Consider the following 20,121-nt stretch of genomic DNA (forward strand, 5'->3'; position numbering starts at 1 on the left):
AATAATTCGGAATAGGTGTAAAACTTGCGGCCGGGATGCGGGAAAAAGCATATCGAAACGCGAAAGGGAGCACCCATAAAAAATGATCCCCGGCGGCAATTGCCGGGGATCATTTTATTGCTGCATATCGCCGAAGCGGGTATGCGGCGGGGGATTAGACCAGCGTTACGCCGGTAGCCTGGGGGCCCTTGGCTCCCTGGCCGATCTCGAACTGAACGCGCTGGTTCTCATCGAGGGTCTTGAAGCCGTTGGTCTGGATCTCGGAGTAGTGAACGAAGACATCACCGTCGGAGTCATCCGGGGTAATGAAGCCGAAGCCCTTTTCAGCGTTGAACCACTTGACGGTTCCCTGTGCCATTTATTTCTCCTCATTGTGGAACTTTTTTAAGATCGGCACACCTCGTACCGGCCTTGGTCACTCCGCGAGAAGAATCCTGAATTCCGGGCCCTATTCGGGGATCCGGGTTGCAGGAGCTTCGCGCTCGCAACATGTCTTGCGAGCATGAAAAACACCTACACAAAGACTGAGACAAGAATTTCATGCCTCTTCGCGCCGGTCAACGGTTTTACGGTGAAAGGGCCAAAAATTTAGGTTAAAACCGGGTTAAATGCCTTGTCAGAAGGCTGTGGCATTGACCGGGCGCGAATGTGACAGGTCAGAAAAGGCGCGATTCACTGTCATCGACGCCGCGCATTGCATCGTAGTCCAGGGTGATGCAGTCGATGCCGCGGTCAGTTGCCAGCACCTTCGCCTGCGGCTTGATCTGCTGGGCCGCAAAGATTCCGCGCACGGGTGCAAGCAGGGGATCGCGGTTGAGCAGTTCCAGGTAGCGCGTCAGCTGCTCCACACCGTCGATGTCGCCCCGGCGCTTGAGCTCGATGGCCACGGTGCCGCCGTCCGCGTCCCGCGCCAGGATGTCCACCGGTCCAATGGCAGTGAAGTACTCCCGGCGGATCAGCGAGTAGCCGGCACCGAGGGTTTCGATCTGTTCGGCGAGGAGCCGCTGGAGGTCGGCCTCCACGCCGTCCTTGATGAGGCCGGGGTCCACCCCCAGATCGTGGGATGATTCGCTCAGCTTTTCGTGGATGTTGATGATGAGACGGTCATCCGTCTTCGCCGACTGGACGGTCCACTGCTCCACCACCCCCAGCTCAAGGTCCACGTCCTCCGGGGAGGAGACCCGCAGGGTGGCGGGCGGGCTCATCCAGTTGAGCGGCTTATAGGATCCGCCGTCCGAGTGAACCAGTACGGAGCCGTCCGCCTTGACCAGGAGGAGCCTGGTGGCGAGGGGGAGATGGGCTTTGAGCCGGCCAACGTAATCAACGGAGCATCGGGCTATGACAAGTCGCACGCCGTACAGACTACCGCGTGCAGCCTTGCTGCCAGGTTTCGACGGCGGCAGGCACTGCGGTTCCGCGGTGGGGGAGAGATGCACGGCTGGGGCAGAATGGATGCATGCCGCGTTCCAACCGTCCCCGCCGTCCTGCCTCCGGAAAAGGTGCAGCTCCGGGAAAATGGGGTGCCGGGAAAAAGGGCGGCGGGGAGGTTCCCGAGCTGGACCTGGAACGGGCACGGGCCGGCATCGCCCGCCGGGAAAGCGCTCCTGACGGCGAATGGATGGTCCGCACCATGACGGCCAGGAACGCCGAAAAGACGTACATCTGCCCGGAATGCTCCACCGCCGTGCTGCCGGGGGTGGCGCACCTGGTGGTCTGGAAGGACGACCACCTCTTTGGCGCCGCCGCCGGACTGGCGGAGCGGCGGCACTGGCACACCAACTGCTGGATGTCGCGCAGTTACCGTTACCGCTGACCGGAGCGGGCGGAGGGACCCCTGCTGTCGCTAAGCTGGCAGGCATGACTTTTGATCCGGCGTCGTATGAATTCACCCCCGCCCAGGGGCCCGCTCCCATCCGTGCCGCCACCGTCCTGCCCGCCCGGCGTGAGAACGTGGAGCTGCAGACGGACGACGGCCACACCCTGGTGGGTGAGCTCGCGCTGCCGGAATCGGGGCCCGTCCACGCCACGCTCATCACCCTGCACCCCCTGCCCACGCACGGCGGTTTCATGGATTCGCACGTGTACCGCAAGGCCTCGTACCGCTTGCCGGCGCTGGCAGGCGTGGCAGTCCTCCGCTTCAACACCCGAGGCACGGAATCCCCGCGCGGCACCAGCTCGGGTGCCTTCGAAGAAGGAATCGGCGAACGGTACGACGTCGAGGCGGCGGTACGGTTCGCCGTCGAACGCGGCCTGCCCAACCGGTGGCTGGTGGGCTGGTCCTTCGGCACCGAACTGGCGCTGATGTACGGCGCGGTGGAGCCCGTGGCGTCGCAGGTGGAGGGCGCCGTCCTGCTTTCGCCGCCGTTGCACCGTGCCACGGACAAGCACCTGCAGCAGTGGGCCGAATCGGGCAAGCCGCTCACCGTCCTGGTTCCCGAGCACGATGATTTCCTCCAGCCCGCCGAGGCGGCCGCACGGTTCAGCCTGGTGCCGCAGGCGCGGGTGGTGGGCGTCGACGGCGCCAAGCACCTGTGGGTGGGGGAGAAGTACGCCACCCGGGTCCTGAACGAGATCGTGGACGACGTCACCGAAGCCGGCTCCGGGGCTGCCGGGCTGCCGACGGAATGGGACGGTCCGTCGGCTACTGCTTCGGCCTAGGCTGCAGGGGCGGGATTCAGTGTTGGTCCTGCCGGACGATGTAGATCTCCCGGATCAGCAGCAGGACGGCCGCTGCCGTGGGAATGGCGATCAGGGCGCCGAGGACCCCCAGTAAGCTGCCGCCGGCGATAACTGAAATGACTGCCACCGCCCCCGGCACTGCAACAGCCTTTTGCATGATCCGCGGCGAGATGAAGTACGCCTCGAACTGCAGGTAGGCGAAGTAGCAGATGGCGTAAACCGCGGCCGTCTGCCAGCCCTCCGTCAGGGAGACAAGCAGCACCACCACACCGGCAATTAGGCCGCCAACCAGCGGGATGAAGGCGAGCAGGGCAACAACGAAGGCCAGCAGCAGGGCGAAGGGAATGCCCAGGATGGACATCACGACGAAGGCGAAGGTGGCATTCAGGAGCGCCACGCAGGCCTGGCCGATCACGTAGTTGCCCACAGAACGGGTGATCTCCTCGGACAGGGCCTCCACGCGGTGGCGGCGGGAGCGGGGTGCCAGCCGGTACCCCCACTTCTTCATTGCCGGCAGGGCCGCCAGGAAGTACAGGCTCAGCACCAGCACGATCAGGGCCCCGAACAGGCCGTTCGCCACAGTGGAACCGAAGCCCACCACGCCGCCGAAAATGCCGCCCACCGCCGCGGGGTCGTTGACGAACTTGTCCAGTTCCTCCGCCACCCGGTCACGGACGCCGAACTGGTCGTCAAGGCTGCGGAAGAACTCGGAATTGATGAAGTCCCGGATCCATATCGGCGCCTGCTCCACGATTTCCGTCACCTGCTCCACGATGGTGGGGATCAGGGTGGCAAAGAAGCCGACGACGGCGCTTACCAGGACAGTCACCGACACCAGGATGCCTGCCGGACGCGGGATCTTGCGGTTCTCCAACCAGCCCACCACCGGTTCCAGGCCCAGGGCGATGAACAGGGCCGCCACGATCCACAACAGCAGCTGCGTGGTGTTCGAACCGATCCAGTAGACCAGCAGGGCAAGCCCAACGCCCACGGTTCCCATGAAGCCCATATAGAGGGGATGCTGCGGCGACATCCGTGGGCCGGGGCGGCCGAACTGCGGGCGTACCTCGCCGTCAGGGTCGGTGGTGGTGACCTCGTGCTCCTGGACGTACTCCGGCGGCATCTCGAACCGCAGCCTCGGCTGGGCGCCCGGCAGGGGCTGGCGAAGCCGGCGGGCCACAAAACCGAGCGCCGCCGCGGCAGTGCCCTTCCTGCGGGCGTGCGGGGCTCCCTCGGGTGCGGCTGCCGGTGGCTCCTGGCCCCCGGGGTTGTTGGATGCCGCGGAAGACTCGTCCGTCTTGTCAGTCACTGGTTTTGAGGGCCTGTTCCGTGCGTGGCGCCGCGTCAACGGGCCAATGTGATGATCATCGCAAACACTATCAGCAGCCTTGTCAACAGCTGCGGACGGGGACGGTCCGTGGCATTTTGGGGAGGCGGCAAGCGCACCCAATCCGGGGCCCTGGTAACAAAACGGTTACTATGGGAAGCAAACCCCCGCTGATGATAGGTGTTCCCTTGCGTTTAAAGACTGCAGTCGCACTTGTGCTGCTCGGCCTCCTGACACTTTTGGCCGGTATTGGCCAGAGAACCATCTGGGCCCCTTCCGAGACCTTCACGGCAGCCGCGCCGGCCGATACGGCGGAAGCGCCGCTGACCGTCATTGACCAGAACCTGCGCACCCTGCATGGCGGTACCGTCAAGATCAGCATCGAGGGCGACGGCAACTTCCTGCTCGCCGCCGGCCGGCCGGATGACGTTGACGCCTGGGTTGGCCAGTCCGCGCACAACACCATCAGCGGTGTTTCGGAGGACGGCAAGTCCCTTCAGGTTGAGCACACCGACGGCGAAGCCACCGCCCCCAACCCGGCAGGCTCCGACCTTTGGGTTTCCAGCGAAAATGCCAGCGGCGAACTGGAATACTCGTGGACCCCTCCGGCAGACGGCGACTGGACACTCCTGCTCGCCTCCGACGGAACAAAAGCCGCTCCGGCCTCGGTCTCCATGACGTTCCCCAACGACACTTCCACTCCCTGGGCCGTTCCGCTGATGCTGCTTGGGTCCCTCCTGATCCTTGCCGGCATTGTGCTGGCACTGCTGTCCGCGCGCAAGCGGAACGGTGAAGGCGATGGCCAGGGCAGCGGCTTTGCACAGCGCGCCCGTGACCGGAGCCAGTCGGGGGCCGGATCTTCCAAGGTAACCTCGCGCGCCGGCATGGTGGCTGCGGGTATTACCGCAGCGGTCCTCGCGGGTTCCGGCACGGCCGCGTACGCTGCCACGCCGGCTCCGGAAGCCACCGGTTCGCCGTCGGCACCGGCTGCCCCGGAGGCCGGATCGCCGGTCCTGCTTGACGCCCAGTTCCGCCGGATCCTGGAGCAGGTCTCCAGTGCCGTCGACGCCGGTGATGCCGCCAAGGACGCGGGCCAGCTCGCCGAGCGCGTGGGCGGCACCGAGCTGGAAGTGCGCACCCAGAACTACAAGATCCGTTCCCAGGTGGGCTCCTACGAAGCCAGGATGCCGGTGCGGTCCACCAAGCTGCTCACCACCGTGGTCACCAGTGACCGCGACTGGCCCCGCTCCGTCCTGGCCGTGACGCAGGGCGACGGCAATGTGGTGCCACAGCTGCTGACCCTGGTCCAGCCCTCGCCGCGCGAGAACTACAAGCTGGTGGAAACCACCCCGCTCCAACCCGGCGCCACGTTCCCCACCATCAGCCGTGGGGGCACGGACACCCTCGCCGCCGGTGACAAGACCGGCCTGCTGTACAGCGGGGAAGAGGCACTCTCGGGCCTCGCCGACCGCCTTACCACTCCCGATTCCGCCTTCAAGGACAAGCTTGTTGAGGGCGAGTCCTCGCCCTACATCGCTGACACGCTGTCCTACCAGGCAGAGGTGGTCAAGGCCGGCGAGAACGGCAACTTCTCCTTCACCCACAAGGTGGTACCGGAAAGCACGGTGGTCTTCCGCACCGATGACGGCGGGGCGCTGGTCCTGGGCCGGATCAACTTCGGTTTTGAAGGCACACCGAAGGCTGCCGGCGACAAGCTGACCATCGGTGATGATGCAGCAGCCCTGGCCGGTGGCAAGGAAACCACCACGGGCATGGTGCTCAACTTCGCCGAGTCCATGGCGGTCTACATTCCGCCTGCCGGCTCCACCGACCCCATGAAGCTCGTCGCGGCAACCCGCGGCCTGGTCGGCGCCAGCTTCAAGTAGCCCCGGCACAGCGTTACTTCCGGCAGCGGCCGGAGTGGCTAAAGTGGAAAGCATGAGTTCGCCTGCTTCCCGCCCAGTCCCTCCAGCCGCTGCCAGCCTGCTTAACCTGCGCGGCGCCGTCGACCTTTCAACCCTGAAGCAGCGCCCGGCCGCGCCCGCCGGAACCGGTGCCGCCGCTGGCGCCGGCACGCCGGAAGGGCCGCAGTCCGGAGGAGCCGCCGGCGGACCGGACCTGCGGGTCAACGTCACCGAGGCCAACTTCCAGCAGCTGGTGGAACTTTCCGCGCAGGTCCCCGTGGTGTTCGCCCTGTGGGCCCCGTACTCGCCGGAGTCCACCGGGATGCTGCAGACGCTGGACAGCGTGGTGAAGAGCTACGGGGGCCGGCTTGTCCTCGGTGCCGCCGATATCGAGGCGTTCCCCCAGCTGGCCCAGGCATTCCAGGTGCAGGCGGTGCCTACCGCCGTCGCCGTCCTCAGGGGACAGCCCGTGCCGCTCTTCCAGGGCAGCGCGGACGAGCAGCAGGTGCGTGCCCTGTTTGATGAGCTGTTGAAGGTGGCTGCGGCGAACGGCGTGACCGGCAGCCTGAACGCCGGCGCCGGCGAAGAATCCGAACCCGCGCCCCTGCCGCCACTGCACCAGGCCGCCTACGACGCTATCGAGGCGGGCGACTTCGACGCTGCCGCGGATGCCTACCGGCAGGCGCTCAAAGAGATGCCCTCGGACCACGAGGCCAAGGCAGGGCTTGCCCAAGTGGAGCTGATGGCACGCCTGCAGCCGCTGTCGGCCCAGGACGGCGAGTCCGTCCGCACGCTCGCCGCCAATGAGCCTGACAACCTGGAAGCCCAGCTGGCTGTCGCGGACCTGGACATCGCCGGCGGACACGTGGACGACGGCCTGAACCGCCTGGTGGCATTCATTGGCAGGAACTTCGGCCCGGAGCGTGAGACCGCCCGCCTCCGCCTGCTGGAACTCTTCGACGTGGTTGGCGCATCCGACGAACGCGTTTCCAAAGCGCGCCAGGCCCTGGCGAGGGTCCTCTTCTAGTGCCGGGCCTGTTCGATCCGCTGAAGCTCCGTTCCCTGGAGCTCCAGCACCGCGGCTGGCTGTCACCCATGTGCCAGTACAGCTGCGATCCCGACGCCGCGCCGGGGGTTCCCAACGACTGGCACCTGATGCATCTGGGTTCCTTCGCCGCCGGCGGGGCCGCGCTGCTGCTCACCGAGGCGGCTGCGGTGGGCGCGGAGGGCCGCATCAGCCCCCGCGACGCCGGGCTCTACAACGATGAGCAGGCCGAAGCGTGGCAGCGGATCACCACGTTCGTGCACCGTCACGGAGCGGCCGGCGCGAAGATCGGGGTACAGCTGGCGCATGCCGGACGGAAGGCGTCCACGTGGTGGCCCTTTTCCGGCAGGCACGGGAGCGTGGCAGCATCCGACGGCGGCTGGGGCACAGTGGGCCCGTCGGCAGTGGCCTTTGACGGCTATGAGGTTCCAGCCGTGATGACAGCGGAACAGATCCAGGCGGTCATCGCCGACTTTGCAGCAGCGGCGAAACGCGCGGTGGAGGCCGGCTTCGACACCGTGGAGATCCACGGCGCGCACGGCTACCTGCTGCACCAGTTCCAGAGCCCGCTGACCAACCTGCGCAACGACGAATGGGGCGGGGACGAGGCCGGCCGCAACCGGCTGATGCTTGCCGTTATCGATGCCGTGCGGGACGCCATCCCCGACTCAATGCCGCTGCTGCTGAGGATTTCCGCCACCGACTGGGCTGAGGGCGGCATTGACCTGCCGGCCTCCGTCCGCCTGGCACGGCAGGCAGCGGGACGCGGCGTGGACTTGATTGATGTGTCCAGCGGGGGAGCAGTGGCCCACCAAAGGATCACTCCCGGTCCCGGATACCAGACCGGATTTTCTGAGGCCATCCGCAAGGAGGCCGGCATCCCCACCGGGACGGTGGGCCTGCTGACCTCAGCCGGGCAGGCCGGGCATGCCATCGCTACCGGGCAGGCCGATGCAGTGCTGATCGCCAGGGCCGCGCTCCGCGACCCGCACTGGTGGCTGCGTGCAGCCTTCGAACTGGGCCATGAAACCGGCTGGGCTCCCCAGTACGAGCGGGCGCTGCCGCGGCGCAGCTTCTGAGTATGTCCGGAGAGGATCAGCAATGACGGCCAATGATTCCAGCAGCCTCGACCAGCGGCTGGAAGACACCATCCTTGGGCTCCTGGCTGCGAGGGCCGCCACGTCCACTATTTGTCCGTCCGATGCGGCGCGAGCGGTCGGCGGCGAACACTGGCGCGACCTCATGGAGCCGGCCCGGCGGGCGGCGCGGCGGCTCGTCGATGCCGGCGAGGTGGTGATTACCCAGGGCGGTTCGGTGGTTGATCCTGCCACTGCGAAGGGGCCCATCCGCATCCGCAAGGCCACTTAGGAAGAGCGGGCAGGCCAGCGGGGCGGGCAGCTGCCGTACGCCTTTGTTTCTACTCCTCCCGGAGGACCCCGCAGCCGTGTTCCGGGGGCTAGTCTGGCTTCATGACCGCCCAGTATCCCGATCCCGCGGGCGTGCCGCTGCATCCTACCGACGCCGCCGCACCCCCTTCCGCTGCCGCCGCCGGCGCCGTTCCGGCCTTGGCCATCCGCGGCCTGGCCAAGCGGTTCGGCCAGAAGATCGCGGTGGACGGCATCAGCCTGGATGTGCCCGCCGGCTCCTTCTACGGCATCGTGGGCCCCAACGGGGCAGGCAAGACCACCACGCTGTCCATGGCCACCGGGCTGCTGCGGCCTGACTTTGGCACGGCGTTAGTCCACGGCGTCGACGTCTGGGCGCACCCGCTGGAAGCCAAAAAACTCATGGGCGTCCTGCCCGACGGCGTCCGGCTGTTCGACAGGCTGACGGGTGAGCAACTGATCACCTACGCCGGACTGCTGCGCGGCATGGACCGGAACGTGGTGGCCTCCCGCGTGGGCGAACTGCTGGAAGCGATGGACCTGGCCCAGGATGCGGGAACGCTGGTGGTGGACTACTCCGCCGGCATGACAAAGAAAATCGCGCTCGCCTCCGCCCTGATCCACGCGCCCCGTCTGCTGGTCCTGGACGAACCTTTTGAAGCTGTGGACCCGGTCTCGGCGGCGAACATCCGCTCCATCCTGGACGGCTACGTGGCGTCGGGCGGTACCGTCATCATGTCCAGCCATGTCATGGACCTGGTCCAGCGCATGTGCGACCACGTGGCTGTGGTGGCGGGCGGCCGGCTGCTGGCTGCCGGGACTGTTGACCAGGTCCGCGCCGGGGCGTCTTTGGAAGACCGGTTCGTCCAACTGGTCGGTGGGCGCAGCCGCACGGAAGGGCTGGAATGGTTGCGCACCTTTTAAGGCTGAAACTGACCCTGCTCCGCAACGGCCTCCGGCGCAGTCCGTGGCAACTCGTGGGCCTGGCCTTCGCCGGACTCTACGCGCTGGGCCTGATCTCCACGCTGGTGGTGGCCCTGGTCCTGCTGCGCTCCGCGGACGCCGGGATCGCGCAAACCGCGGTGGTGCTCGGCGGCTCCGCTGCCGTCCTGGGCTGGGGACTCATCCCGGTGGTTGCTTCAGCCACGGACATGACCCTGGACCCGGCCCGCTTCACCACCTTCGCCATCCCGATGCGGCAGATGCTGGCGGGCCTGGCCCTTGGCGGGCTGATCGGCATCCCGGGTCTGGCCACTGCCCTGGTGGCGCTGTCCACGGTGGTGACCTGGTTCCGCGGAGTACTGCCCGTGTTCGGCGCACTGCTGGGGGCGGCGCTCGGCGTGATGACGTGCATCGTCCTCTCAAAGGTGGTTACCACGGCCACCGCCAGCCTTGCTGCGTCCCGCCGGTTCAAGGACATCAGCGCCATTGCCTTCATGGTTCCGCTCGTCCTCCTAGGCCCCATCATCGCGGGCGTCGGCCAGGGCATCTCGAACTCGACCGGCTTCCTGCCGGACTTCGCCAGCGTCCTTTCCTGGACCCCGCTCGGGGCCCCCTGGTCCCTGGGCGGCGAGCTCCACGCAGGCCGGTTTGGTCCGGCGGCCGCCAAGTTCCTGGTGGCAGTGGCCTCACTCGCTGCGCTGGCCTGGTGCTGGAAGCTCCTTCTGGAAAGGGCCCTCGTCACGCCGCCGTACGCCGGCAGCAGCAAGCGCAAGGGAAGCAAGCTTGGGCTTCTGGGGCTCCTGCCGCCCGTACCGGCAGGTGCTGTGATGGCTAGGTCGCTCACCTACTGGTTCCGCGACCCCCGCTACTCCGGATCGCTGGTGGTCATCCCGCTGCTGCCCGTTGTCCTGGTCTTCCAGGGATCCCAGACAGGAGAGTACTCCAGCCTCGCATTCCTGGCGCCGATCTCCGCGTTCATTATCGCGTGGTCCATCTCAGCCGACGTGTCCTACGACAACACCGCGTTCGCCCTGCACCTGGCCACCGGGGTATCCGGTGTGGCTGACCGGCTGGGCCGCGCCCTGGCCTGCATGTCCTTCGCCCTTCCGGTGGTGGTCATCTTTGCCGTGGGCTCCGCGGCGTTCACCGGCGACTGGCCCGGGCTGCCCGGCCAGCTCGGGCTGGGCCTGGGTATCCTCTTCACCTGCCTGGGGCTGGCATCAGTGGTCTCCGCCCGTTACACCGTGGCGGTTCCGCTCCCCGGGGACAGCCCGTTCAAGAAGCCGCCGGGCAACGTGGGGCAGACCCTCGCAGTGCAGTTCGGGGGAATGCTGGTCCTGGTGGTGCTGGTGCTGCCTGAAGCGGCGCTGATGGTCGCGCAGCTGGTGACCGGAAACAGCCTCTTTGGCTGGATCAACCTCGCGGTGGGAACGCTGCTGGGCCTCGGCCTGTTCGTGGCCGGTGTACGGCTGGGCGGAAAATGGCTCGACGCCCGCGGGCCGGAACTCCTGGCCCAGGTGGGCGTGAACAAGTAACGGCAGGCACGGCGGAAGGAACAGCATGGAAGTCGTCATCCTGGGCGGCAGCAGGCAGATTGGAAAGCTGGCGGCGGATGCCATCGAGGAGCTGCTCGGGCGGAAGCCGGACGCGGTGCTTGGCCTTGCCACGGGGTCCTCGCCGTTGCCGGTGTATGACGAGCTGGCGGAACGGCACGCCCGGGGCCTGGACTTCAGCCGGGCCACCGCGTTCACACTGGATGAGTATGTCGACCTGCCCGCCGGGCACCCCGAATCGTACCGGGAAGTCATCCGGCGCGAGTTCACGGACCGGGTGAACATCTCACCGGAAAATGTCCATGGCCCCGATGGGACGGCCAGCGATATCCCCGCGGCCTGCCAGGCTTATGAGGACGCCATCGCGGCAGCCGGCGGCGTGGACCTGCAGCTCCTTGGGGTGGGTACCGACGGGCACATCGCGTTCAACGAGCCCGGTTCCTCCTTTGCCTCGCGCACCCGGATCAAGAGCCTGATCGAACAGACACGCCGGGACAACGCCCGCTTCTTCAAGAGCCTGGCCGAAGTCCCGCACCACGTCCTGACGCAGGGCCTGGGCACCATCATGGAGGCCCGGCATGTGATCCTGCTCGCCACCGGGGCGCAGAAGGCACAGGCCGTGCGCGAGTTCGTCGAGGGGCCGGTCGCCGCCATTTGCCCCGCATCTATCCTGCAGTTCCACCCGCATGCCACCGTCCTGTTGGATGAAGCGGCGGCTTCGGCGCTCAAGCTCGCGGATTTCTACCGGCACACCTACGACAACAAGCCCGCCTGGCAGGGGCTCTGACCCGCGGCAAGGGAGGCCGGAAGGCAGGAAACGGCACGACGGCGGCGGGCGCTGCTCGGCTGCATCCGGCCGCCCGCGCCCGGGCCGGCGTCGGACTCCCGGCCACCGGAACAGCTAAGATGGTTGGCATGACTAGCATGACGGACCCTCTCGAAAACGACCCGATGCGTGAGCTTTCCGGGGCTGGAACGTCCACAGCCACCATTGAGCGCGAAGAACTGCGCGAGGAACTTGAACCGGGGGACCGGGAGCGCTTTGCGCACTATGTGCGCAAGGAGAAAATCATGGAGTCTGCGATGACCGGCGAGCCCGTCATCGCGCTGTGCGGCAAGGTCTGGACGCCGGGCCGGGATCCGAAGAAGTTCCCGGTATGCCCCACGTGCAAAGAGGTCTATGAGGGCCTCCGCCCGGGCAACGACGGCGGCAAGGGTCCCGGAGGGGACTCGGGCAACAACAAGTAGTGACGGAAACGCTCTTTGGCGGCCCCACCCTGCCTCCGGCCTATCCGGAACGCGCAGCCTGGGGAACCGCCCCGAAACTCCGTGCCTGGCAGCAGGAAGCCCTTGACCTCTATCTCCGGAACAGCCCCCGCGACTTCCTGGCGGTAGCAACCCCGGGCGCCGGTAAGACCACCTTCGCCCTGCGGATAGCGTCAACGCTGATCGATTCCGGCGCCGTGAACCGGGTGACCATCGTGGCGCCCACGGACCACCTCAAGCGGCAGTGGGCCGACGCTGCGGCGCGGGTGGGCATCGCCATCGACCCCAACTTCAAGAACTCGGACGGCCAGCACGGCCGCGGGTTCATCGGTGTTGCCGTCACGTACGCCCAGGTGGCCAGCAAGCCGCTGCTGCACCGGGCCAAGACGGAGGCGGCACGCACGCTGGTGATCCTGGACGAAATCCACCACGGCGGCGAGGCCCTCTCCTGGGGCGACGGCCTGCGCGAGGCCTTCGATCCGGCGGTGCGGCGGCTGTCCCTGACAGGTACCCCATTCCGTTCGGACACCTCGCCCATCCCGTTCGTCGAGTATGCCGAGGACAGGGACGGCATCCGCCGGTCAAAGGCGGACTACACCTACGGCTACGGCAACGCGCTGCGGGACCACGTGGTCCGGCCCGTGATCTTCATGGCCTACTCCGGCCAGATGCGCTGGCGCACCAGCGCCGGTGAGGAAATGGCGGCATCGCTGGGCGAGGCCGCCGTCACCAAGGACATCACGTCCCAGGCCTGGCGGACAGCCCTGAACCCCGCAGGCGAGTGGATTCCTGCCGTGCTGGCTGGGGCTGACAAGCGGCTGACCGAAGTCCGCCGCACCGTCCCCGATGCCGGCGGCCTGGTTATTGCCACGGACCACGAGGACGCCAGGGCCTACGCGGGCCAGCTGAAGAGGATCACGGGGGAGTCACCCACCGTCATCCTCTCCGACGACGCCAAGGCCTCGAGCAAGATCGAGGAGTTTTCGGCGGGCGACACCCGCTGGATGGTGGCGGTCCGCATGGTGTCCGAAGGAGTGGACGTTCCCAGGCTGTCCGTGGGTGTCTACGCCACGTCAACCTCCACCCCGCTCTTCTTCGCCCAGGCTGTGGGGCGCTTCGTGCGTGCCCGGAAACGGGGTGAAACGGCGTCGGTCTTCCTGCCCTCGGTGCCGCAGCTGATGGCACTGGCCAACTCCATGGAAGCGGAACGGGACCATGCCCTGGACCGCCCGGAGAAGGAGGACGGAGACGGCCTCTTCAACCCCGAGGACTCGCTGATGGCGGAGGCCAACCGCGAGGACAAGGCCTCGGACAGCCTCACCAAGGGAAAGTTCGAAGCACTGGACTCGCAGGCTTCCTTCGACCGCGTGCTCTTCGACGGCGGCGAATTTGGCACCGGCGGCGACATCGGGTCCGACGACGAACTGGACTTCCTGGGCATCCCCGGCCTGCTGGACGCGGAGCAGGTGGGCACGCTCCTGCGGCAGCGCCAGCATGAGCAGCTCAACCGGAAGAACCGGAAGGCTCCGGCGGCCGCCGAGGCTGCCGCACCCGCTGTCCCGGACCACCGGATGCTCATGGACCTGCGGAACGAGCTCGCCAAGAACGTGGCCGCCTGGTCCGCGCGGACCGGCACCCCCCACGGTGTCATCCACACCAAGCTCCGGACCGTATGCGGGGGCCCCGCCGTGGCGCAGGCCAACGAGGAACAACTGCAGGCGCGGTTGAGGAAGCTCCGGGACTGGTTCATCGGCCGCAAGTAGCGGTGACCTGAAGACACGAGTGGCCCGGTGCAGCGCACCGGGCCACTGTTGCACCAGCGTCAGGAAACGTCCACCCCGCCGAGCTCCATCTCGGCCACGGCCTCTGCGAGGTCCTCGGCGATGCCCGCCGTCAGATGGCGGATGACAGTGACGGAGTACCCGGCCTGGACGGCGTCCAGCGAAGTGGCCCGGACGCAGTAGTCGGTGGCGATGCCCACCACCACAACGTCTTCGACGTCGTGGCTCTGAAGCCAGTCATCCAGGCCGATTGCGTCCTCGTCCGGTGCGAACCGGCTTGCGTCGGCACCACCGGGCTGGCGTTCCCCGGTGGGGACGGCATCCTCTGGCGCCAGGAGCCCTTCGAAACCGGAGTAGGCAGCCGCGTACTGGCCCTTCTGGAAGTACGCCTGGATGTACTCCGTGTCCAGGTCCGGATGCAGTTCGGCGCCCCGGGTACCGGCGACGCAGTGCGGCGGCCAGCTGTCCTTGAAGTCGGGGGTGTCCGAGAAATGGCTGCCCGGATCGATGTGCCAGTCCTGGGTGGCAACAACATGGTCGAACTCGTTGTGGTGGGCGTCCACGTAGTCACTGATGGCCCCCGCTACCGCGGCGCCGCCCTGGACAGCCAGGGAACCGCCCTCGCAGAAGTCGTTCTGGACATCGACGATGATCAGCGCACGCGACATCAGTTCTCCTCGTACATGGTAGGGATGGCGGCCTCTCCGCGCTGGAGGCGGTTGACCACGGGCGGCAGTTCGGCCATCGAATCGGCGTGGCGCTGCCGCGCCCGGAGCACGCCTTCATGCCCGGTCCACCCGGGGACCAGTTCACCGTTCTTCATGAATTGGTGCAGCAGCGGGCGGTCGTTGCCGTCGTCATCCGGCCGGCGGCCGACACCCACGATCTCGGCAGTGGCGATGCCGTGCTCGTTCATCTTCCGCAGTGCGTACTTGCGTCCGCCCACGCTGGCTTTGTTCTTGGCGGCCTTGGCCACCGAGACGAAGTTGCCGTCATCGTCCGTGCGGCTCACCAGCTTGTAGACCATGCTGGCGGTGGGTGCGCCGGACCCGGTCACCAGGGACGTTCCCACGCCGTAGGAATCCACCGGCGCGGACTGCAGCGCGGCAATCGCATACTCATCCAGGTCCGAGGTGACCACGATCTTGGTGTCCTCGTTGCCGAGGTCGTCCAGGAGCCGGCGCACCCACTGCGCCTGGTCCACGAGGTCGCCCGAGTCCAGCCGGACGGCACCCAGCCGGGGACCCGCAAGCTCCACGGCCGTGCGGACGGCCGCCTCGACGCCGTACGTGTCCACAAGGAGGGACGTGCCCTCGCCGAGCGCCGCGATCTGGGCCTCGAAGGCGTCCCGTTCGGTGTCGTGGAGCAGGGTGAAGGAGTGGGCGGCGGTGCCGACGGTCTTGATGCCGTACCGGGCGCCAGCCTCGAGGTTGGACGTGCTGTCGAACCCGGCGATGACGGCGGCCCGGGCGGCGGACGCCGCAGCCTCCTCATGGGTGCGCCGGGAGCCCATCTCGATGCACGGTCGGCCGTGCGCGGCGCTGACCATCCGCGAGGCGGCCGAGGCAATGGCGCTGTCATGGTTGAGGACGGACAGGATGTAGGTCTCCAGCATGCACGCCTCGGCGAACGTGCCCTCAACGATCAGGATGGGGGAGTTGGGAAAGTACGCCTCGCCCTCGGCGTAGCCCCAGATGTCGCCCGAGAAGCGGTATGACTCAAGGTATTCCAGGGTCTGTTTATTGACCACTCCGGTGCGGGCCAGGAAGTCCAGTTCCGTCCCGCCGAAGCGGAAGTTGGCGATGCCTTCCAGGAGCCGGCCGGTACCGGCCACGATCCCGTAGCGCCGGCCGTCCGGCAGACGCCGGGCGAACGCCTCGAACACCGACTTGCGGTGCGCGGCTCCGGAATGGAGCGACGCCTGCAGCATGGTCAGCTCGTAATGGTCAGTGTAAAAAGACGTGCGGGGATGGTCCCAGCCGGCAGTGGTACTCACGAAAGTCACTCTAGTCCCCACTGGCTCCCACGTCTCGCTTCGCTTCGCCGCGGGGCCCTCGCCAGCGGGGGCCCACCCACCGGCTCCCACGTCTCGCTTCGCTTCGCCGCGGGGCCCTCGCCAGCGGGGGCCCAGCATCCCCATAGAATGGACAGATGACCCTAAGCGTTGCGCTCGGCCCTGATACGCAGGAGGGCACCCGGACCGGAACAGCGGAGGCCACAGACTCCCTGACCGCCCCGGACATCCCCTGGAACCTGGTGATCTGGAACGATCCCGTCAACCTCATGAGCTACGTCAGCTACGTGTTCCAAAGCTATTTCGGCTACTCGGAGAGCAAGGCGAACAAGCTCATGATGGAGGTTCACAGAAAAGGCCGTTCGATCGTGGCGCACGGCAGCAAGGAACAGGTGGAGCGGCACGCGGTGGCCATGCACGGTTTCGGGCTGTGGGCCACCGTGGAGAAAGCGAGCGGCGGCCCCGGCGGCAACTCCGGGAAGTCCGGCGGACCGGGACAGGGCAAGGGGAAACGTGGCTAAGGCATTCAAGTACGGGCTCAAGGGCATTACCGGCTACCTCGAACCCGCCGAGCGTGAGCTCCTGCGCAGCCTGATTGACGACGTCATCTCCATGCTCCAGCCGGAGGAACGCGCTGGCCAGGATCCGCTGGCGGCGCTCATCGGGCTGGACATGGACGTTGCCGAACCGACAGACCGGGCCGTCAGGCGCCTGCTCCCCAACGTCGTGAAGGACGACGGCGCCGCGTCCCTTGAGTTCCGCCAGCTCACCGAGCGCTCGCTCCGGGAGACGAAGATCGGCGCGCTGCGCGCGGCCGCGCTGGACCTGGACAAGGACGAGATTGTGCTGACGCCCGAGGGGGCGAAGCACTGGTCCATGGCACTGAACGATGTCCGCCTGGTCCTGGCCGAGCGCCTGGACATCCGGGACGAGGAGGACGCCGAACACGTCCACCTGATGCAGGACTGGTCCCAGGCAGAGGACGTGGAGAGCTACCTGGCCCTGGTCTACAACTTCGCCACCTGGCTGCAGGAATCACTGGTGCAGGCGATGCTGCAGTCGTTGGAAACCCGGCGTTGAGCATTTCCGGCCGCGCAGCCCCGGCGCCGTGTGACAAACTAGACATGAGTCACAGGCCACAAGATGATGGCTGAGGCATCGGGGAGCACCTATCCTCGAATAATCATGACAACAGCCTCGAGCATGGATCCGCCGGCAACCCGGCAGGCATCCGAAGCGGACGACCTTCAGGCCGCCGCCCTGGAAGCGCGCCCCATTGGGGTCTTCGATTCCGGTGTAGGGGGCCTCACCGTGGCCCGCTCCATCATCGACCAGCTTCCCAATGAGTCCATCCTGTACGTGGGGGACACGGCCCACGGACCGTACGGGCCCCTGCCCATTGCGGAAGTCCGGGCCAACGCCCTGGGCGTGATGGACGAACTCGTGGACTCCGGCGTCAAGCTGCTGACCATCGCCTGCAACTCGGCGTCGGCCGCGGTGCTCAGGGACGCCCGCGAAAGGTACACGGCCAAATATGGCATCCCCGTCATCGAGGTCATCCAGCCGGCGGTCCGGCGCGCTGTAGCCGCCACCCGCACCGGACGCGTGGGCGTCATCGGGACATCCGCCACGATCGGATCGCGGGCGTACGAGGATACCTTCGCTGCTGCTCCGGACCTTTCCATCACGTCCGTGGCCTGCCCTGAATTCGTCAGTTACGTGGAGGCCGGCATCACCACCGGTCCCGCCCTGCTGGCAGTCGCCGAGGAATACCTGGCGCCGCTGAAGGCCGCGGAGGTGGACACCGTGGTGCTGGGCTGCACCCACTACCCCCTGCTCACCGGCGTCATCTCCTACGTCATGGGGGCGGACGTGACGCTGGTCTCCAGCGCCGAGGAGACCGCCAAGGACGTGTACCGGGCACTTGCGACGCACAACCTCCAGCGCAGCGCCGGGACACCGCCGGAGCACCACTTCGTGGCAACTGGTGACGCCGGCCAGTTCGAGGCCCTGGCCCGCAGGTTCCTCGGCCCCGAGGTGCTGTCCGTCCGCCACGTGGACCATGTGGCAGCGCAGTACCCCACCGGAAGCCTTGCGCGGATAACCCCGGAAATGATTGCCGCGGCCCGGAGCGCCAGGAACCGGCCCCGGATTTCCAACTTCGTCGCAGGACTGGCGGACGCCGGCCGCGCCGGGGGTCCGGCGCTGTGAAACTGACCATCGTGGGCTGCACCGGCTCGTTCCCGGGCCCCGGTTCGCCGGCGTCGTGCTACCTCCTGACCGCCACGGACGGGGAGCGGACGTGGAAGGTGGTCATGGATCTCGGCAGCGGTGCGCTGGGGGCAATCCAGCGCTACACGGACCTTGAAGACATTGACGCGATCTTCCTCACCCACCTGCACCCGGACCACTGCATGGACCTATGCGGCCTGCACGTTGCCATCCGCTGGAAGCCGGGTGGCTGGGGGCGCGGTCGGATCCCCGTCTGGGGGCCTGCCGCAACTGCCGACCGGATGGCCACGGCCTACGGCCTGGCCCTTGACCCGGGCATGCACGAGGAATTCGAGTTCACGAACTGGACCGAACGTGAGCCGGTGACCGTGGGCCCGTTCACCGTGACGCCCTTCGCCGTGAACCATCCCATCGAGGAGGCTTATGCGCTCCGGGTGGAGGTGGTGGAGCCGGACAAGGACGGCAACATGGTTGCCCGTACTTTGACCTATTCCGGCGACACCGATTCCTGTGCCGGGCTGGAGGAAGCCGCCAAGGATGCGGACCTGTTCCTGTGCGAGGCCGCCTTCGAGGAGGGCCGCGACAACGGCATCAAGGATGTCCACCTGACGGGCAAACGCGCCGGCGAGGCCGCCACGGCGGCCGGTGCCCGGCGCCTCCTGCTCACCCACATCCCGGTGTGGACCTCCCAGACCACCGTGATGGCGGAGGCGCGTCCGGTGTTCGCCGGGGACGTGGCCGTGGCCGTCGCCGGAGTGCACTACACCATCTAGCGCCCGCCTGCCGGGCTGCCTTGCCGGAACTGCCGGTACCGGCAGCAGTGGATAAGCTAAAGGCATGACTTCTGAAGCAACTGCAGTGCCCATCGTGCGCGCCGACGGCCGCGCCCCGGACCAGCTCCGACCCATCAGCATCACCCGCGGATGGTCCAACCAGGCTGAGGGTTCGGCGCTGATCGAATTCGGCAACACCAGGGTCCTGTGCACCGCCTCCCTGACCGCCGGCGTTCCCCGCTGGCTGAAGGGTGAGGGACGGGGCTGGGTCACGGCCGAGTACGCCATGCTGCCGCGGGCAACGAACACCCGCTCCGACCGGGAGTCCGTCAAGGGCAAGATCGGCGGCCGCACGCACGAAATCTCGCGGCTCATCGGCCGGTCCCTGCGGTCCATCATCGACACCAAGGCCCTGGGCGAGAACACCATCGTGCTGGACTGCGACGTCCTGCAGGCCGACGGCGGAACCCGCACGGCCGCCATCACCGGCGCCTACGTGGCACTTGCCGATTCCATCCGTTTCGCCCGTGACAACAAGCTCATTGCCAAGACCGCGCAGCCGCTGATCGACACCATCGCGGCCGTCTCGGTGGGCATCATCGACGGCGTGCCCATGCTGGACCTGCCGTACGTCGAGGATGTCCGTGCGGAAACCGACATGAACGTGGTGGTGACCGGCGCCGGCAAGTTTGTTGAGGTGCAGGGCACTGCCGAGGGTGCGCCGTTCGACCGCGAGGAGCTGGACAAGCTCCTGGACCTGGCCCTGCTGGGCACCACCCAGCTCGCGGCCATCCAGCGTGAGACCCTGGCAGACACCCTGTGAGCGCGGCCGCCGCCGCCCCCCGCTTGGTCCTCGCCACGCACAATAAGGGCAAACTCCGGGAGCTGCGTGAGCTGCTGCGCGGCCAGGTCCCGGGGCTCGACGTCGACACGCAGGTGGTGGACGCGGCGGAGGCAGGTGCCCCCGACGTCGTCGAAACCGGCGTGACGTTCGCCGAGAATTCGTTGCTGAAGGCGCGGGCCGTTGCCGATGCCACCGGCCTGGTGGCCATCGCCGACGATTCCGGGCTCGCGGTCGACGTCATGGGCGGGGCCCCCGGCATCTTCTCCGCGCGCTGGTCCGGCAGCCACGGCGACGACGCCGCCAACCTCGCACTTCTGCTGAACCAGCTTTCGGACGTCCCGGACCGGCACCGCGGTGCGGCGTTCGTGTGTGCGGC

At 67.3% G+C, this 20,121-nt stretch carries 22 protein-coding genes; 17 read left to right on the forward strand and 5 right to left on the reverse strand.

Going from position 1 to position 20,121, the window contains the following annotated elements; all coding sequences use genetic code 11:
* Positions 1-154: 154 nt before the first annotated feature.
* Both AC5RTT_RS09300 and nucS read right to left on the reverse strand, forming a co-directional pair.
* Positions 155-358, reverse strand: coding sequence for a cold-shock protein (locus AC5RTT_RS09300; RefSeq protein ID WP_133346276.1), 204 nt, complete (start codon positions 356-358; stop codon positions 155-157).
* Positions 359-656: 298 nt separating this feature from the next.
* On the reverse strand, positions 657-1,352 hold the full coding sequence (gene nucS, locus AC5RTT_RS09305) for an endonuclease NucS (RefSeq protein WP_494008632.1): 696 nt from the start codon (positions 1,350-1,352) through the stop codon (positions 657-659).
* A gap of 104 nt (positions 1,353-1,456) precedes the next feature.
* Here nucS and AC5RTT_RS09310 point away from each other — a divergent pair, with 104 nt between their 5' ends.
* Positions 1,457-1,813, forward strand: a complete 357-nt coding sequence (locus tag AC5RTT_RS09310; protein WP_494144946.1) for an Rv1322 family protein — start codon at positions 1,457-1,459, stop codon at positions 1,811-1,813.
* A 44-nt stretch (positions 1,814-1,857) separates the two neighbouring features.
* Positions 1,858-2,658 carry an alpha/beta hydrolase gene (locus AC5RTT_RS09315; RefSeq protein WP_494144947.1) on the forward strand — a complete coding sequence of 267 codons (801 nt, stop codon included), beginning with the start codon at positions 1,858-1,860 and terminating at the stop codon, positions 2,656-2,658.
* Between the two features lie 16 nt (positions 2,659-2,674).
* Here AC5RTT_RS09315 and AC5RTT_RS09320 read toward each other — a convergent pair whose 3' ends face one another.
* Entirely contained in the window at positions 2,675-3,988 is a 1,314-nt protein-coding gene (locus tag AC5RTT_RS09320) for an AI-2E family transporter (protein WP_494144948.1), read from the reverse strand.
* A 191-nt stretch (positions 3,989-4,179) separates the two neighbouring features.
* Here AC5RTT_RS09320 and AC5RTT_RS09325 point away from each other — a divergent pair, with 191 nt between their 5' ends.
* From AC5RTT_RS09325 to AC5RTT_RS09365, 9 genes are all read left to right on the forward strand, one after another.
* Positions 4,180-5,892 carry a DUF8094 domain-containing protein gene (locus AC5RTT_RS09325; RefSeq protein WP_494144960.1) on the forward strand — a complete coding sequence of 571 codons (1,713 nt, stop codon included), beginning with the start codon at positions 4,180-4,182 and terminating at the stop codon, positions 5,890-5,892.
* Positions 5,893-5,944: 52 nt separating this feature from the next.
* Positions 5,945-6,937 carry a co-chaperone YbbN gene (locus AC5RTT_RS09330; protein ID WP_494144949.1) on the forward strand — a complete coding sequence of 331 codons (993 nt, stop codon included), beginning with the start codon at positions 5,945-5,947 and terminating at the stop codon, positions 6,935-6,937.
* Positions 6,937-8,034, forward strand: coding sequence for an NADH:flavin oxidoreductase/NADH oxidase (locus tag AC5RTT_RS09335; protein ID WP_494144950.1), 1,098 nt, complete (start codon positions 6,937-6,939; stop codon positions 8,032-8,034). The genes AC5RTT_RS09330 and AC5RTT_RS09335 overlap by 1 nt, the downstream gene beginning before the upstream one ends.
* Positions 8,035-8,056: 22 nt before the next feature.
* Positions 8,057-8,323, forward strand: coding sequence for a DUF3253 domain-containing protein (locus tag AC5RTT_RS09340; RefSeq protein ID WP_494144951.1), 267 nt, complete (start codon positions 8,057-8,059; stop codon positions 8,321-8,323).
* A gap of 101 nt (positions 8,324-8,424) precedes the next feature.
* The gene (locus AC5RTT_RS09345) at positions 8,425-9,264 is read left to right on the forward strand and encodes an ABC transporter ATP-binding protein (RefSeq protein WP_494144952.1); all 840 of its coding nucleotides are present in this window, start codon (positions 8,425-8,427) and stop codon (positions 9,262-9,264) included.
* On the forward strand, positions 9,246-10,817 hold the full coding sequence (locus tag AC5RTT_RS09350) for a transporter (protein WP_494144953.1): 1,572 nt from the start codon (positions 9,246-9,248) through the stop codon (positions 10,815-10,817). The genes AC5RTT_RS09345 and AC5RTT_RS09350 overlap by 19 nt, the downstream gene beginning before the upstream one ends.
* A gap of 25 nt (positions 10,818-10,842) precedes the next feature.
* A complete protein-coding gene (gene nagB / locus AC5RTT_RS09355) occupies positions 10,843-11,622 on the forward strand; it encodes a glucosamine-6-phosphate deaminase (protein WP_494144954.1) in 780 nt (259 codons plus the stop codon).
* Between the two features lie 119 nt (positions 11,623-11,741).
* Positions 11,742-12,083 (forward strand): DUF3039 domain-containing protein, encoded by a 342-nt coding sequence (locus AC5RTT_RS09360; RefSeq protein WP_494008622.1) that lies wholly within the window; start codon positions 11,742-11,744, stop codon positions 12,081-12,083.
* Entirely contained in the window at positions 12,083-13,864 is a 1,782-nt protein-coding gene (locus tag AC5RTT_RS09365) for a DEAD/DEAH box helicase (protein WP_494144955.1), read from the forward strand. The genes AC5RTT_RS09360 and AC5RTT_RS09365 overlap by 1 nt, the downstream gene beginning before the upstream one ends.
* A 59-nt stretch (positions 13,865-13,923) precedes the next feature.
* On the opposite strand, the gene AC5RTT_RS09370 is transcribed toward AC5RTT_RS09365, so the two are convergent.
* Both AC5RTT_RS09370 and AC5RTT_RS09375 read right to left on the reverse strand, forming a co-directional pair.
* Positions 13,924-14,550 carry an isochorismatase family protein gene (locus tag AC5RTT_RS09370; RefSeq protein WP_494144956.1) on the reverse strand — a complete coding sequence of 209 codons (627 nt, stop codon included), beginning with the start codon at positions 14,548-14,550 and terminating at the stop codon, positions 13,924-13,926.
* The gene (locus tag AC5RTT_RS09375; protein WP_494144957.1) at positions 14,550-15,878 is read right to left on the reverse strand and encodes a nicotinate phosphoribosyltransferase; all 1,329 of its coding nucleotides are present in this window, start codon (positions 15,876-15,878) and stop codon (positions 14,550-14,552) included. Before AC5RTT_RS09375 ends, AC5RTT_RS09370 begins: the two co-directional genes overlap by 1 nt.
* Before the next feature lie 155 nt (positions 15,879-16,033).
* Here AC5RTT_RS09375 and clpS point away from each other — a divergent pair, with 155 nt between their 5' ends.
* The 6 genes from clpS to AC5RTT_RS09405 all read left to right on the forward strand — a co-directional run.
* Positions 16,034-16,417 carry an ATP-dependent Clp protease adapter ClpS gene (gene clpS, locus AC5RTT_RS09380; RefSeq protein WP_009356509.1) on the forward strand — a complete coding sequence of 128 codons (384 nt, stop codon included), beginning with the start codon at positions 16,034-16,036 and terminating at the stop codon, positions 16,415-16,417.
* Positions 16,410-16,976: a DUF2017 domain-containing protein gene (locus AC5RTT_RS09385; RefSeq protein ID WP_494008618.1), complete on the forward strand. Its 567-nt coding sequence runs from the start codon at positions 16,410-16,412 to the stop codon at positions 16,974-16,976. Before clpS ends, AC5RTT_RS09385 begins: the two co-directional genes overlap by 8 nt.
* Positions 16,977-17,099: 123 nt before the next feature.
* Positions 17,100-18,107, forward strand: a complete 1,008-nt coding sequence (gene murI / locus AC5RTT_RS09390; RefSeq protein ID WP_494144961.1) for a glutamate racemase — start codon at positions 17,100-17,102, stop codon at positions 18,105-18,107.
* Positions 18,104-18,901 carry an MBL fold metallo-hydrolase gene (locus AC5RTT_RS09395; protein WP_494144958.1) on the forward strand — a complete coding sequence of 266 codons (798 nt, stop codon included), beginning with the start codon at positions 18,104-18,106 and terminating at the stop codon, positions 18,899-18,901. The genes murI and AC5RTT_RS09395 overlap by 4 nt, the downstream gene beginning before the upstream one ends.
* 64 nt (positions 18,902-18,965) lie before the next feature.
* Complete coding sequence (rph, locus tag AC5RTT_RS09400; protein WP_494008616.1) at positions 18,966-19,724, forward strand: ribonuclease PH; 759 nt, start codon at positions 18,966-18,968, stop codon at positions 19,722-19,724.
* Positions 19,721-20,121: non-canonical purine NTP pyrophosphatase (locus AC5RTT_RS09405; protein WP_494144959.1), on the forward strand; the 401-nt coding region annotated here is incomplete at its 3' end. The genes rph and AC5RTT_RS09405, both read left to right, overlap by 4 nt.

The sequence above is a fragment of the Arthrobacter sp. Y3221157 genome, assembly GCF_059089865.1.